Annotated in this window: 16 protein-coding genes; 6 read left to right on the top strand and 10 right to left on the bottom strand. The window is 65.1% G+C overall.

Translation table 11 applies throughout. The features are described 5' to 3' along the window. Positions 1-2: 2 nt before the first annotated feature. Entirely contained in the window at positions 3-368 is a 366-nt protein-coding gene (locus ACNJYA_RS06740; protein ID WP_439402269.1) for a hypothetical protein, read from the bottom strand. Between the two features lie 52 nt (positions 369-420). Beyond that, positions 421-825, bottom strand: coding sequence for a YciI family protein (locus ACNJYA_RS06735; RefSeq protein ID WP_172784789.1), 405 nt, complete (start codon positions 823-825; stop codon positions 421-423). Between the two features lie 265 nt (positions 826-1,090). On the opposite strand from ACNJYA_RS06735, the gene ACNJYA_RS06730 reads away from it, so the two are divergent. From ACNJYA_RS06730 to ACNJYA_RS06720, 3 genes are all read left to right on the top strand, one after another. Continuing rightward, positions 1,091-1,879, top strand: a complete 789-nt coding sequence (locus tag ACNJYA_RS06730; RefSeq protein ID WP_439402268.1) for an SDR family NAD(P)-dependent oxidoreductase — start codon at positions 1,091-1,093, stop codon at positions 1,877-1,879. A 164-nt stretch (positions 1,880-2,043) separates the two neighbouring features. Next, positions 2,044-2,481: a hypothetical protein gene (locus tag ACNJYA_RS06725; RefSeq protein ID WP_172784791.1), complete on the top strand. Its 438-nt coding sequence runs from the start codon at positions 2,044-2,046 to the stop codon at positions 2,479-2,481. A gap of 376 nt (positions 2,482-2,857) precedes the next feature. Beyond that, positions 2,858-3,202, top strand: a complete 345-nt coding sequence (locus tag ACNJYA_RS06720; protein ID WP_212254251.1) for a hypothetical protein — start codon at positions 2,858-2,860, stop codon at positions 3,200-3,202. Positions 3,203-3,306: 104 nt separating this feature from the next. Here the strand turns inward: ACNJYA_RS06720 and ACNJYA_RS06715 are convergent, their stop codons facing one another. From ACNJYA_RS06715 to ACNJYA_RS06700, 4 genes are all read right to left on the bottom strand, one after another. Beyond that, a complete protein-coding gene (locus ACNJYA_RS06715; RefSeq protein WP_172784793.1) occupies positions 3,307-3,720 on the bottom strand; it encodes a VOC family protein in 414 nt (137 codons plus the stop codon). A gap of 25 nt (positions 3,721-3,745) precedes the next feature. Then, a complete protein-coding gene (locus tag ACNJYA_RS06710; protein WP_439402267.1) occupies positions 3,746-4,285 on the bottom strand; it encodes an SRPBCC family protein in 540 nt (179 codons plus the stop codon). A 173-nt stretch (positions 4,286-4,458) separates the two neighbouring features. Beyond that, positions 4,459-5,745 carry an RNA polymerase sigma factor gene (locus ACNJYA_RS06705; protein WP_172784795.1) on the bottom strand — a complete coding sequence of 429 codons (1,287 nt, stop codon included), beginning with the start codon at positions 5,743-5,745 and terminating at the stop codon, positions 4,459-4,461. Continuing rightward, positions 5,742-6,110 carry a YciI family protein gene (locus tag ACNJYA_RS06700; RefSeq protein WP_172784796.1) on the bottom strand — a complete coding sequence of 123 codons (369 nt, stop codon included), beginning with the start codon at positions 6,108-6,110 and terminating at the stop codon, positions 5,742-5,744. Before ACNJYA_RS06700 ends, ACNJYA_RS06705 begins: the two co-directional genes overlap by 4 nt. A 140-nt stretch (positions 6,111-6,250) precedes the next feature. Here ACNJYA_RS06700 and ACNJYA_RS06695 point away from each other — a divergent pair, with 140 nt between their 5' ends. Further along, positions 6,251-7,216: a 2-hydroxyacid dehydrogenase gene (locus ACNJYA_RS06695; protein ID WP_212254247.1), complete on the top strand. Its 966-nt coding sequence runs from the start codon at positions 6,251-6,253 to the stop codon at positions 7,214-7,216. 105 nt (positions 7,217-7,321) lie between these two features. Further along, entirely contained in the window at positions 7,322-9,289 is a 1,968-nt protein-coding gene (locus ACNJYA_RS06690) for a cache domain-containing protein (RefSeq protein WP_439402266.1), read from the top strand. Between the two features lies 1 nt (position 9,290). On the opposite strand, the gene ACNJYA_RS06685 is transcribed toward ACNJYA_RS06690, so the two are convergent. Next, on the bottom strand, positions 9,291-9,977 hold the full coding sequence (locus ACNJYA_RS06685; RefSeq protein WP_439402265.1) for a TetR/AcrR family transcriptional regulator: 687 nt from the start codon (positions 9,975-9,977) through the stop codon (positions 9,291-9,293). Between the two features lie 107 nt (positions 9,978-10,084). Between ACNJYA_RS06685 and ACNJYA_RS06680 the strand changes: the two genes are divergently transcribed. Further along, positions 10,085-10,729 carry a glutathione binding-like protein gene (locus tag ACNJYA_RS06680; RefSeq protein WP_439402264.1) on the top strand — a complete coding sequence of 215 codons (645 nt, stop codon included), beginning with the start codon at positions 10,085-10,087 and terminating at the stop codon, positions 10,727-10,729. 82 nt (positions 10,730-10,811) lie between these two features. On the opposite strand, the gene ACNJYA_RS06675 is transcribed toward ACNJYA_RS06680, so the two are convergent. The 3 genes from ACNJYA_RS06675 to ACNJYA_RS06665 form a co-directional block, all read right to left on the bottom strand. Then, entirely contained in the window at positions 10,812-11,576 is a 765-nt protein-coding gene (locus ACNJYA_RS06675) for a substrate-binding periplasmic protein (RefSeq protein WP_439402263.1), read from the bottom strand. Between the two features lie 17 nt (positions 11,577-11,593). Continuing rightward, positions 11,594-11,887: a c-type cytochrome gene (locus tag ACNJYA_RS06670; RefSeq protein ID WP_246708779.1), complete on the bottom strand. Its 294-nt coding sequence runs from the start codon at positions 11,885-11,887 to the stop codon at positions 11,594-11,596. A gap of 138 nt (positions 11,888-12,025) precedes the next feature. After that, a complete protein-coding gene (locus tag ACNJYA_RS06665; RefSeq protein WP_212254242.1) occupies positions 12,026-13,744 on the bottom strand; it encodes a pyrroloquinoline quinone-dependent dehydrogenase in 1,719 nt (572 codons plus the stop codon). Between the last annotated feature and the right edge of the window lie 160 nt (positions 13,745-13,904).

The following is a 13,904-nucleotide window of genomic DNA, read 5'->3' as shown; positions in this document are numbered from 1 at the left end:
AGCTACATCTGCGGAATCGGCAGCACGGGCATGACCTCGATGGCCTCGCCCGGGAAGATCGCAAAATGCGGGTGGTTCTCGAACAGCTTTGCAGCGTCCTCCTGCGAGGCGGCGCGCAACACCGTGAAACCGGTCAGCGCGTTGCTGATCTCGGTGATGCCATTGGCGTCGATCCTGCGGGTCTTGCCGAGCGGGCCGCCCATCTCGACGATCACGGCTTTGTGCTTCTCGACCCAGCCTTGCCAGGCCGCCATGCCCTCCTGCTCCTTCGCCTTCCGTTCGGCCTCGGGCAGTGCGCGCCACGCCGCCATTTTCGATCCCGTCGTGCTGCCGAGATAGATGGCGAGGAATTTGTGTTCGGTGCTCATGGTTTTCTCCTGGGGTTGAAAGATTGGGGACATCACGCAGCGGCTGTGTCGTCTACGTCTTCAGGTCGCCAAACCCGGCGAGGATCTCCTGCACCTCGGGCGAGTAATCGGCGATCTCGTGCACCTGCCGGATTTCGACGATCTCGTTCGGCGAAGCCGGGCACTTCCTGGCCCACGCGATCGCTTCCTCGCGCGAAGCGACCTCGATCATCCAATAGCCGCCCAGGACTTCCTTGGCTTCCGCGAAGGGCCCGTCGGTCACCACAGGCTTGCCGGTCGCGAACGAGACGCGCGCGCCGGTCGACGGCGGGTGCAGCCCGTCCAGCGTGATCAGCACGCCCGCATCCTTCAGCGCCTCGTTGTAGCGCATCATCGCCGCAACGCGCTCGGGATCGAGCTGCACCTCCGGCGGCGCATTCTCGTAGCCGAGCGGGATCATCAGCATCATGAATCGCATGGGGCTCCTCGCTGTCAGTCCATTCCGATATGTCCTGCGGGCGGAAACGGCTGGCCCGCGCTCCCCTCCAAGACGAACGACCTTCTGCCGGGCAGACAGCGGGACAGAAATTATTTGGAGGCCGCGGGCGCAGCCGCGTCTGGCGCATTCTGGGCCACACCGGGCTCGATCGGCACGGCGCGAGGCCTTTCATGCCGAAACGAAAGCGCAGTAAAAGGGGCCGGCGCTCTCGCACGCCCCTCCCCGACACAGGACAGATCAGCCGATGCCGCAAGCCACGCAAAAAGTCGCCCTTGTCACCGGAGCCGCCCGCGGCATCGGGCTTGCGACCGCGAAGAAGTTCCTCGCAGAAGGCTGGCGCGTGGCGCTGCTCGACATCGAGGGCGAGCAGCTCGGCCGCGCGGTTGCCGAGATCGGCCAGAGCGAGGTAACGCTGGCGCTCACCTGCGACGTTTCCGACGCGGCCGCAGTCAGCCATGCGATGACGCGGCTCGAGCGGCGCTTCGGCCGGTTGGATGCGCTGGTCAACAATGCCGGCATCGCCGTGTTCGCGCCGCTGATGGAGACGTCGGAGGCTGACTGGCGCCGCGTGCTCGAGGTCAACCTCACCGGTCCGTTCCTCTGCACCAAGGCGGCCGTGCCCTTGATGCGCGACGGCAATGGCGGGGCCATCGTCAACATCACCTCGATCTCGGCCGTGCGCGCCTCGACGCTGCGCTCGGCCTACGGCACCAGCAAGGCAGGCCTTGCGCACCTCACCAAGCAGCTCGCAGTCGAGCTCGCCTCGCTCAACATCCGTGTCAACGCGGTCGCGCCGGGACCGGTCGACACCGCCATGGCCAAGCAGGTGCACACCAAGGAAATCCGCGCCGACTATCACGACGCCATTCCGCTCAACCGCTACGGCCTGGAGGAGGAACTCGCGGAAGCGATCTATTTCCTGTGCTCGGGCAGCGCGAGCTACATCACCGGCCAAATTTTGGCCGTGGACGGCGGCTTCGATGCGGCGGGTATCGGCCTGCCGACGCTGCGCGGGCAGAGGCGCAACGGGTAGAATTTGTAGGGTGGGTTAGCGCTGCGGCTGCGCGAAGCGCGGTCGCGGCGCGTAACCCACCACTTCTCACGCGGTCAGAAAGATGGTGGGTTACGCCAACGGACTGCGCTTCGCGCATCCGTCGGCTAACCCACCCTTACGGAATCGAGTTCGTGGAGAGTACCATGCAACGCATCACCTTCCTCAAAACCCTGATGCTTGCATCCGCGCTGCTCGTCGCCGCGCCGGCGGCGGCCGAGATCCGGATCATCCAATCCCCGGGTGGACAGGTCGGGCCGTTCCTCGATCTGTTCGAGAAAGTGCGCGAGAGCGGCGAGCGCGTCGTGATCGACGGCCCCTGCCTGTCCGCCTGCACGCTGGTGCTGAGCATCGTGCCGGGCGAGCGCATCTGCGTCACCAAGCGCGCCGTGCTCGGCTTCCACGCCGCGCGATCGGTGGACCGGCGCGGCCGCTTCTATGCCGAACCGGAAGCATCGGTCGCGGTGCTTGCCGCCTATCCAGGCCCGGTGCGCGACTGGATCAGCCGCCGTGGCGGTCTTAGCTCGCGGCTGCTCCTGTTGAAGGGGCGCGATCTCGCCGCGATCTATCCGCGTTGCCGCTGATACAGCCGGCAGCCGCCAACCGCTTTCAAAAGAGCGTCTGGATCACCGGCGCCAGCTTCGCGCTGGCGCAAATGAGCATTCCCCAGAGAGCAAAGTTGATCTGTAGCGCCGCCGCCATCGGTCGCTCCCCTTCCACGTGACGTCCATCCCAGTTTGTAGCTTTTATGACTCACCAATAGCGATTCTGACGTGCATATCACAGCCCAATATTGCGCCAATTGTTGTGCGATGCAGCCGGCGCCTCACTGCGTCCGCAAAGTGATGCGAAAGCACGACTCATATTCGGCCATGCCGGCAAGCTTGTTTTGCCTTGAGTTCCATTGAACCGATGAGGCGCGTGTCTCTCGCGCGCCGCTTATGGAGGCAAAAGCCCGGCATGATTCGACACGGCTTCATCGTGCTTACTTTTTGCACAGCGCTGATCGGCTGCGCAGAGGCGCAGGAGCGCCGCGCCATCGCATGGGATGGTCTCGGCAAGGATCCGAACCGTCCGCATGTCGCCAAGCGGCGCGTCACGACCGGCGCGCCGGCCGCAAGTGATCCCAATCAGGAGCGGGAAAAGGTGCTCGGCACATTGCGCCCATATTCCGAGGCGTGGTGGGCGGTCCAGGACGAGATACAGGCGGAGAACGACAAGAAGCTCGGCGCCAAGCTCGTGATCTGTCCTCGCTGCGTGGAATCGTCGCCGCCGCGCGAGGACGTCACCGGATCAATCCGGTGAGAGGAGACACGACCGATCGACTCGTGACGTAACGAAGCGTACGTCCCCTCTCCCGCAGCATTGGAGAGAGGGGATCGCAACGCGACGGATCGCGCTCGCGCCCGTCACATGCCTTCGGCCGGGCAATTCACCATCCAGGGAATGCCGAACTTGTCGACACACATGCCAAAGCCCTTGGCCCAGAACGTCTTGCTGAAGGGCATGGTGACGCTGCCGCCGTCGGCGAGCGCGTTGAACTTGCGCTCGCCATCTGCAGGATCCTTGACCGTGAGCGAGATCGAGAAGCCCTGCGGCTTGTGAAAGTGCTCGGCCGGCGCGTCGGAAGCCATCAGCACGCTGCCGTCGGGGAGCGACATGCGCGCATGCATGATCATCTTCTCGCGGCCGGGCGCGGCCGGCATCTCCGGCGGAGCATCCGATGCGCGCATCATTGCGTCGATCTTGCCGCCGAGAACCTTGGCGTAATAGTTGAACGCCGCTTCGCAATTGTCCTGGTAGAACAGATAGGGATTGAGCATCGTTTCTCTCCTCTTCGTTGCAGTCCTATTGCTTCTCGGTGAGCTTCTTCAGGCCGGCGAGGCCCGCCTCGAAATCCTTGCCGATCATGCCGTCCATGTTGATGAACACCTGCATGACCTTGGACAGGAACGGGGCCGGACCGTACATCGCCCATGTGACGAGTGTGGCATCGCCTTGCGGCACAAAGGTGAACTCGGCGGTGTTGTGGCCTTCGAACGGCCGCTCGAAATCGAGCTTGATGCGGAGCTTGGAGGGCCCGTTCGCCTCCAGGATCTCCATATGGCCGGCGCCGACATTGTTGTTGCCGTCCCAGGCATAGGTCGCACCCTTGCCTTCAGCGGTTCCGCCGAACGTCCGCTTCATGGCGGGATCGCGGGTCTCATAGGGCGACCAGGCGGTCCAGCGATGGAAGTCGGCAACCAGCGGATAGATCGCAGCGGCCGGCGCCTTCACGGCGAGCGCGCGCTCGACACGGAGCGTATCGGGTTTGGTTAGGGCAAAGACGAGGACCGCGGCAATGCCGACGGCGAGAACGATGGCGATGACGGCAATGGCTTTCAGCATGAGGGCTCTCCTGGATACGGGATTAAGACGAAGGAGAACGGCTGGGGCCGACAAGACGGAAACGGAATTATTTCAGCGTCATTCCGGGGCACCCGAAGGGTGAACCCGGAATCTCGAGATTCCGGGTTCGATGCTTCGCATCGCCCCGGAATGACGGTTTAGGGGCACCTGCCCTACTTCGTCTTCGCGCTTTCCTTTGCCCTCGGCTGGCTGTCCCGGATCAGGCGATCGAGATGCATGCGGATGTGGGCGGCTTCGGCCGAGGTGTTGGCGAGCGCAATGGCGCGGTCGAAGGCGATTCGGGCTTCGTCGTTGCGGCCGAGCTGCATCAGGAAGGCGCCGCGCACGCCGTAGAAATGGAAATAGTTGGCGAGCTTCGGCGCCAGCGGCTCGATCAGCTCGAGCGCGGCCTGCGGCCCGCGCACCTTGGAGACCGCGACCGCCCGGTTGAGCGTGACCACCGGCGAGGGCTGCACCACTTCGAGCGCGCCGTAGAGCAGGTCGATCTCCGTCCAGTCGGTCTCCTCCGGCGTCGCTGCGCGCGCATGCAGCGCGGCGATCGCGGCCTGGATCTGGTAGGGCCCGCTGCGACGGTGGCGCATCGCCTTGTCGATCAGCGCGAGGCCCTCCGCAATCATGGTGCCGTTCCACAAGGACCGATCCTGATCGTCCAGCAGGATCAGCGAACCGTCCGCGGCAAAGCGCGCGGCGCTGCGCGCGTGCTGCAACAGGATCAGCGCGGTCAGACCCATGATCTCCGGCTCGCTCGGAAACAGCCGCAGCAGCAGCCGCGCCAGCCGGGTCGCCTCCTCGCACAGCGGCTTCCTGATTTCAGCTGTGTCGCCGCTCGCCGAATAGCCTTCGTTGAAGATCAGGTAGATCATCGCGGCGACGCCGGCCAGCCGTTCGGAGCGCTCGACCGCGCCGGGCGCCTCGAACGGTGTCCCGGCCTCGGCGACCTTTGCCTTGGCGCGCGTGATGCGCTGCTCCATCGCCGCTTCCGAGACCAGGAACGCGCGTGCGATCTGCTTTACCGTGAGGCCCGAGACGATGCGCAACGCCAGCGCGATCTGCTGCGTCGCCGGCAGTCCTGGATGGCAGCAGATGAACATCAGCCGCAAGATGTCGTCACGATAGTGCGAGCCGTCGAGCCGCTCGGCCAGCGCGCCTTCGGCGTCGTCGAGATCGGAGATCGCCTGGTCGTCCTCCGGCAGCGGCTGCTGCCTGCGCGCGCGTCGCACTTCGTCGATCGCAACGTTGCGGCCGACCATGATCAGCCAGGCCGCGGGATCGCGCGGAGGCCCGTTCTGCGGCCAGGTCTTCAGCGCGCGCAGGCAGGCGTTCTGAAAAGCCTCCTCTGCGGTGTCGAGATCGCGGAAATAGCGCAGCAGCGCGCCGACCGCCTGGGGTCGCGCCGAGGTCAGCGCAGTCTCGATCCAGGCGGTATCGGCCTCGCTCACGTCAGGTTTCCTCCGGGCCGGAACACGCCGACGGGACGCACCTCGTAGGCGCCGCCGGGGTTGGCGGCAGCCAGCTCGCGTGCGACGTCGAGGGCGTCGTCGAGGTTCTTGCAGTCGACGATGTAGAAGCCGAGCAGCTGCTCCTTGGTCTCGGCATAGGGGCCGTCGAGCACCAGCGGCGGGTCCTCTTTGCGCAGGGTCGCCGCCGCAGTCGTCGGCAACAGCCGCGCCACCGGCCCGAGCCGGCCCTGCTTGGTGAGCTTCTCCTGCACGACGGAGAGCTTCTTCATCACGGCCTCGTCCTGGTCCTTGCTCCAGGAGCCGACGAAATCCTCATCGTGATAGCAAAGAATGGCGTAAAGCATGGCCGGCACTTCCCTCGTCTGTTCTGAAGACGCGCCAATATGCCCCGCGCCGACAGCGCTGCGGAAAAAAATTGCAAGAAAAATCCGGCAGATCGTGCCAAGGAGGGCTTTCTCGAGCGGAACCTGAAGAGGCACTTCGAATGACCATGGGCACACTGGCCGTCCTGATCAACAGCACGCAGCAGAACTGGCTGCCGGAGCGCTGGAAAGCCCGGTTTGACGCCGTCTGCGGGGATCGCCGCGTGGTGCTGCTGCCGGACGCCGGGCTCGATCCGGCGGAGGTGCATTATGCGGCGGTGTGGAAGCCGGTGCCGGGCGATCTCGGTGCGTTCCCAAATCTGCGGGCGATCTTCAACCTCGGGGCGGGCGTCGACGCGCTGATGGCCGACAAGAGCCTGCCCGAGGTGCCACTGGTGCGCGTCGCCGTGCCCGATCTCACCAACCGCATGACCGAATATGTCGTGCTGCACGTTCTGATGCATCACCGCCAGGAGCTTTACCTCCGACAATCGCAGCGCGAGAAGCGCTGGGAGCCCAGATATCAGTGGCCGGCCAGCGCGATCACGGTCGGCGTCATGGGACTGGGCACGTTGGGCGCCGACGCGGCCGACGTGCTGCGGCGGCTCGGCTTCCGGGTCGCCGGCTGGAGCCGCAGCCCGCGCACGATCGACGGCGTCGAATGCTTCCATGGCACGGCCGGAATGGACGCGTTCCTGCGCGCGACCAATATCCTGGTCAGCCTGCTGCCGCTGACATCCGACACGCACGGCATCCTCAACCGTGACGTCTTCGCAAAGCTCAACCGCAGCAGTCCGCTCGGCGCGCCGGTGCTGATCAATGCCGGCCGTGGCGGCCTGCAGAACGAAGCCGATATTCTCGCCTGCCTCGACGACGGCACGCTCGGCGCGGCCTCGCTCGACGTCTTCGTGCAGGAGCCGCAGCCGAAGGACAGCCGGTTCTGGACCCACCCCAAGGTGGTGCTGACGCCGCACAATGCCGCCGACACCGACGCGGATGCGATCTCGGCCTATGTCGCCGAGCAGATCGCGCGGTTCGAGGCGGGCGGGAAGCTGGAGAACGTGGTGGACCGCGCAAGGGGCTATTGAGACCGGCCGAGAGTCGCACGACCGCACGCTCCGGCATCCCGTTCACCGTCTCTTAGCGAGAAGTTGATAGGCCTCGTTAATCAACGCTCAAACAACGAGTCGGACATGCGGGCGAGTCTCGGTCTCAGGATGCGGATCACGGTTGCGCTGGCGGTGACGGCCGCAGCGACCACCCTGTTTGCCGTGCTCGGCGCGATGTGGATCATCGGCGGGATCATCGACCGCGCCGACCAGCGCGAGCTGCGCAGCCATTATGATGCCCTGTTGTCGCGCATCGCCGAGGAATCCCGCCGCGCCGCCGCCATGAGCACCGTGGTTGCCGCGATGCCGGCGACGCAGGATGCAATGGCGAAACAGGACCGCAACGCGCTCGTCACCCTGTTCGGTCCGGTGTTCACCGCGACCAAATCGGAGTACGGCGTCGAGCAGTTCCAGTTTCATGTGGCGCCGGCGACCTCGTTCCTGCGCGTGCACCAACCCGCCAAGTTCGGCGACGACCTCTCGGGCTTTCGCAAGACGGTCGTCGCCGCCAACCAGGACCGCAAGGTCGTGGTCGGTCTCGAGGGCGGCGTCGCCGGTCTCGGCATCCGCGGCGTGGTGCCGATCGCGCAAACCGGCAAGCATCTCGGCAGTGTTGAATTCGGCCTGAGCTTCGGCCAGTCCTTCCTCGACGACTTCAAAGCCAACCGCCATGTCGACATCGCCTTCCATCTCGCCGATGGTTCCGGCTTCAAGCTCTTTGGCGGCACGCTGAAGGGCAAGAGCTTCTTCGATGCGACCGAATACGGCCGGGCCACCGGCGGCGACTTCACGGTGCGGCAGGACAAGCTCGACAGCACGCCGGTCGCCGCCCTGCTGGGACCGGTCAAGGACTTTTCCGGCAAGCCGCTCGGCGCGGTCGAGCTGGTGATGGACAATGCCGACTATGTCGCTTCCGCCGATCGCGCGTGGTGGCTTTCGCTCGGGATCGCCGCGCTTGGGCTCGTGTTGGCCGCGATCGTCGGCTATCTGATCGCTCGCAGCATTTCGCGTCCGATCCTGTCGATCACATCAGTGATGCGCGAGCTCGCCGACGGCCGGCTCGACGTTGAAGTTCCCGTCAGCACGGCGAATGACGAAGTCGGCGCGATGGTGAAGGCGGTCGGGGTGTTCCGCGACAATGCCGTGAGCTTCGGCAAGCTTCAGGCCGAGCAATTCGAGGCCAAGGCCCAGTCCGAGGCGGAGAAGCGGCGGACTTTCGCGGCGCTCGCCGACAATTTCGAAGCCAGCATCCGCGACGTCGTCACCACGGTGTCCTCGGCCGCGGTCGAGATGGAGCATACGGCGCGATCGATGTCGGCCATCGTCGAACAGTCGCGGCAGCAGACCCGGATGGTGTCGTCGGCCTCGGCGCTGGCCTCCGAGAACGTGCAGACGGTTGCGGCAGCCGCCGAAGAGCTATCCTCGTCCATGACCGAGATCAGCCGCCGCCTCGCCCATGCGACCGAGGTGGTCGGCAAGGCGGCCAGCGACGGTCAGCGATCGAATGCGCGTGTGCAGAGCCTCGCCGACGCCGCGCAGAAGATCGGCGACGTCGTCTCCTTCATCAACGGCATCGCCGGTCAGACCAACCTGCTGGCGCTGAACGCGACGATCGAAGCGGCGCGCGCGGGCGAAGCCGGCCGCGGCTTCGCCGTGGTGGCGTCCGAGGTGAAGGCGCTGGCAACCCAGACCGCGAAGGCGACCGAGGAGATCGGCGCACAGGTCACCGCCGTGCAGGGCGAGACGTCAGGCGCGGTTGACGGCATCCAGTCGATATGCGCAACCATCCAGCAGGTCGACGAGATCTCGGCCGCGATCGCCGCCGCCGTCGGCCAGCAGGGCACGGCAACGCAGGAGATTGCGCAAAACGTCCAGCAGGCCGCGGCCCGCACCGGCGAAGTCTCGCAAAACATCGCGGGCGTCACCGACGGCATCGCAGCGACGGGTACCGCCGCCGAAGAGGTGCTGGGCTCGGCGGTCGAGCTTGCCAAGCAATCGCAGCGGCTGCGCGAAGAGGTGGATCGTTTCCTCGCGCAGATTCGCGCGGCGTAACTCAGGCCCTGGTCCCAGCTCCCACCATCACGTCGATTGCGCCCTTCACGATCGCCTCCAGCTCCTTGCGCGGCACGCGGGCGCGCGAGCGGATGGCAATGGTGTGGACGGTTCCCGATGCGACTTGCGCCAGCGCGACCGGATCGGCGCTCTCCGGCAGCTCGCCTTTCTCCTTGGCGCGGCGGAAGCAACTGGCAAACGCCTTGTCGAGCCCGGTGAGGCCCTCCAGCACCATGGCGCGGATCTCGGGATCGCCGACCGCCTCGGAGGCCGCGGTCACCACCGTGAAGCAACCCCGCGGTCCGGTGTCGCCGGACAAATAGATGTCCAGCGCGGAAGCGTAGATGCGCTCCAGCCGCTGCCGCAGCGGCATCTCCTCGCGGAAGATCGCGACCATCGCCGCGCCCGCCTCGTCGCGATAGCGCTGGTAGCTCTTGATGTAGAGCTCGCGCTTGTCGCCGAAGGCGCCGTAGAGGCTCGGCCGGTTCATGCCGGTGGCTGCGCTGAGATCGTCCAGCGAGGTGGCCGCGAAACCCTGCTTGCGGAACAGATCGAGCGCCTTGCCGAGCGCGACATCGGGCTCGTAGGCGCGCGGGCGGCCGCGGCGCTTAGGCTGGCCGCGGCGCTCGGGTTGACCGCGGGATTCGGGCTGATTGGCAGCAGCTGGCGGCTTCGATTTTTGTACCATTTCGCAAGATAATCCTTGACCGCATCCATATTATGCAAGATGGTACAAAAATCAATCTGGCCAGGTTGAGCGACACCCAAAGAGGAATTGCCCAAGGAGGCTACCAGATGGATCTCTATTTCTCGCCGCTTGCCTGCTCGATGGCGACGCGCGTCGCATTGTATGAAGCCGGCGCCGGGGCGAATTATCTCGAAGTCGATCCGCCGACCAAGAAGGTGCTGAACGACGGCTCCGACTTCCGCACCGTGAATCCGATCGGCCTCGTGCCGACGCTGCGCACCGACGAGGGCGTGGTGCTGACCGAGAACGCCGCCATCCTGCAATATGTCGCGGACCGTTTTCCGCAATCCGGTCTCGGCGCCACAGTTGGCATCGAGCGCACAAGGCTGCATCAGTGGCTCTGCTTCATCGGCACCGAGCTGCACAAGGGTCTCTTCATTCCCCTGCTCGACCGCAAGGCGCCGCAGGAAGCCAAGGCGTATGCGCTGGAGAAGAACCTGTCGCGGCTCGACTATCTCGACAATTACCTCGACGGACGCGAGTTCCTGCTCGACCATTTCAGCGTGGCCGATGCCTATCTCGCCACGGTCATCAACTGGACCATGGCGACGCCGCCGATCGAGCTTGCGAAGTGGCCGAACGTGAAGGCGTATTACGAGCGCCTGCGTCAACGGCCGTCATTCGCGAGGGCGGTCGCCGAGGAGTTCGAGCTGTACAAGGCCGAGCTCGCGCGGAAGAAGGCGGCGGCCTGAGGCCGCACGCGAGCTCCGTATTCGCGCGGCAGCGACGCTATTCCGGCTCAGTCGGGTCAGCGTCGCTCCGTCGTGCAGCGCGCTATCTCGGCGCCTGCAGCGTGATGCCGTAGCGGCGATAGATCCGGTCGATCGTGCCGTCGCTGCGCAGCCGTTCCATCGCTGCGTCGACGGCATCGCGCAATGCATCGTCCGGGCGGACCATGCCGACGCCGACGTTCCAGTTCAGATCGGCCGTGCTCTCATCGCGATCCAGGATCCGGAGCGGATTGTCCGGATGGGTCAGATTGAAATAGCTCGCCGCAGTGGGCGTGACCGCGGCGGCATCGATCTCGCGGTTCGATACGGCCTCCAGGCTGTCGCTCTCGAAGCCGAAGGTCGATATCGGCACGCGCCGCTGACCGATGATCATGGCTGCGATCGATCCAACCTGCACGCCCACCTTGGTCGACCCGTTGAGGCTCGCGAAGGACGTGAGCGTGCTGGATGAAGGCACGGCAAGCGCGACGCCCGTGCGATAATATGGTTTGGAGATTCTCAGGCGGGTTTCGCCTTGCGCTTCGCGATCGGCGATGACGTCCAGAAGAATGTCGCAGCCGGCGCTGCGCATCTGGTACTGCGTGATGATCCAGTCGAGCCTCAGGGAGACACCGAGCTCGCGTGCCAGAACCCGGCCGAGCTCGACCTGGAAGCCGGGCGGATCGCCGGTCTTGTGCGCGAAGGGAAGCGAATTGGGATGTGCGCAGAGCCCGATCACGCCGCTGGAGCGGATCGCCTCCAGGGTTCGCGCCGACGCCGGCCCCGACAGCACGATGGCGGCGACGATAACAGGGACAAATGCCTTCATGCCGCGCTCTCTGCGGTTCAACCCTCGCGCGGTTTCAGGGCGCGGATGTATTTGACCATCTGGTCGATCTGGGCGTCGGTGAAGGCGCCGTCGAAGGCCGGCATCGCCCCCTGCTTGCCCTGCTTGATGCGATTGCGAATGAAGTCGTCGTCGCGCGGCGAATTCATCAGTTGCGGCCCTTTGCCGGCGGCCCGGCCACCGTCAGAGTGACAAAAGCCGCACGTCCCCGCGAACACCTGCTCGACCTCGAACGCCGCGTTCTCCGGCGCGGGCGTGGCGGATTGTGCCTGGGCCAGCGCAGCCCACAGCAACGAGGCGCCCAGCCCCGCCGGAATCGTTTTGCAAGGCAGTCTCAACAGCTACGCTCCATTCCTGATCCACGCACGGGCCGCGACGTCGATCGAGGAGCGGGCTTGCGCCCGCTCCATGACCGAACATCTGCGGCTTACCTATTTCAGGCTGAAGACGACCAAGGCGCCGTCGTCACGCGGCATGCTCTTGTAGACGCCGCCGAAGTTCGGCGCATATTCGTCTGCCAGCATCCCGCCGAAGCCCGCCGTCACGGCGATATATTGCTTGCCGCCGACGGAGTAGCTGACGATGCCGCCCTGATGGCCGGTGCCGTTGTTGTGCTTCCACAGCTCAGCGCCGGTTTCGGCATCATAGGCGTGCAGCACGCCGCGGGAATCAGGCACGAAGACGAGGTTGCCCGCGGTCGACAGCACGCTTCCGAGCGGAGGCTCGGGATAGCGAACTTCCCATTTCTTCGCGCCCGTGATGGGATCGCGCGCGTCGAGGTGTCCGTAGATCTCACCACCTGGAGGCGGCACCATCTTGAAATCGGCACCGATGTTGAGCTGGGCCTGCGGCGCTGTGACCGGGGTCGTCTTCTGGATATCCAGCGTCATGCACCATTCCTGTCCGATCTTGTAATAGAGACCGGTCTTGGGGCTGTACGAGCCGGCGTTCCAGCTGATGCCGCCGCCGATGAACGGACACAGCGGTGGTTCGGTGACCTTCCCGACCGGGAAATCGCGACGGCCGATCAGCGCGCCGGTCTTGGGATCGATGTCCTTCACGAAGTTGATGTTCTCGACCAGCCGCCAGACGTTCTTCACGGCGAGATTGCGGTCGTAGACGAAGACGAAGCCGCCCTTGTTCGGATGGACCACGTATTTCTGGCCGTCACGCTCGAGCATCACGAACTCGCCGACGGAGCTGTCGAAGTCCCAGGCATCGTGCGGCAGTTCCTGATGGTAGAATTTCAGCTTGCCGGTGTCGATGTCGAGCCCGATCACCGAGCTGGTGTAGAGATTGTCGCCGGGACGCGCGCCCTGCGTCTTGTAGTCTGCGCCCGACCAATCGTAGAGCGGCGCCGGGTTCGCAGTGCCCCACAGGATGGTGTTGGTCTCGGAATCGTAGGTGCCCGGCATCCAGCCGCCACCACCGCCGGTGCGCCAGGACTCGTTGCCCCAGGTCTTCATGGCCTCGTCGGTGCCTGCGACCGTCAGGAACTCCCACTTCTTCTTTCCCGTCGCGGCATCGAGCGCGAAGATCGGGCCGCGGCCCGGCCATTCGCCGCCTTGCGCGCCGATGATCACGCTGCCCTTCGCGTAAAGCGGCGCGCCGGTGAAGCCGACCGTGAGCTTCTGCGAGTCGAGCAGCCTGGTCTCCCAGAGAACCTTTCCGGTCTTGGCGTCCAGCCCGAAGGCGCGTCCATCCATCGTGCCGACGAAGACCTTGCCTTCGCCGAGAGCGACGCCGCGGTTGTAAGGCGAGTGGGTCTGCCGGCTGATCAGCGCTTCATCCAGCTCCGGAAAGAACGACCAGATGACTTCGCCGGTCGCGCCGTTCAGCGCGAAGACGCGGCTGTAAGAGCCCGAATAGTACAGCACGCCGTCGGCTACGAGCGGCATCGACTGCAGCCCGCGCGTCGAGCGTCCGGGAATGTGCATCCACGCCACGCCCAGATTGCCGACATTGCTCGCATTGATCTGCGCAAGCGGGCTGTAGTGATGAGATTTGTACGAGCCGTGATAGGTAAGCCAATCGTTCTGCCCGGCGCTCTCGATACGGGCCGTATCCACGGACTGAGCCAATGCCGCCGTCGCTGCAAACGTCGCAACGACAACGACAGGCAAGACCGAGCTGAGCCACTGTTTCCTCATTTGCACTTCCTCCCGCTCTTGTGTTTGTTGATTGCGTCTCGTGAACGCCGCCGCGAGGGATTATTTGCAGTTCAGTGAGCGTCGATCGTCCTCCATTGGACCGAATCGTCAACAGACGTCCCCTCGCTCGGCGCATCGCGCCGAGGAGCCACGTTCACCG

It is taken from the genome of Bradyrhizobium sp. BLXBL-01 (assembly GCF_051853025.1).
Classification (GTDB): Bacteria; Pseudomonadota; Alphaproteobacteria; order Rhizobiales; family Xanthobacteraceae; genus Bradyrhizobium.
This window is presented reverse-complemented; position numbering and strand designations above follow the sequence as displayed.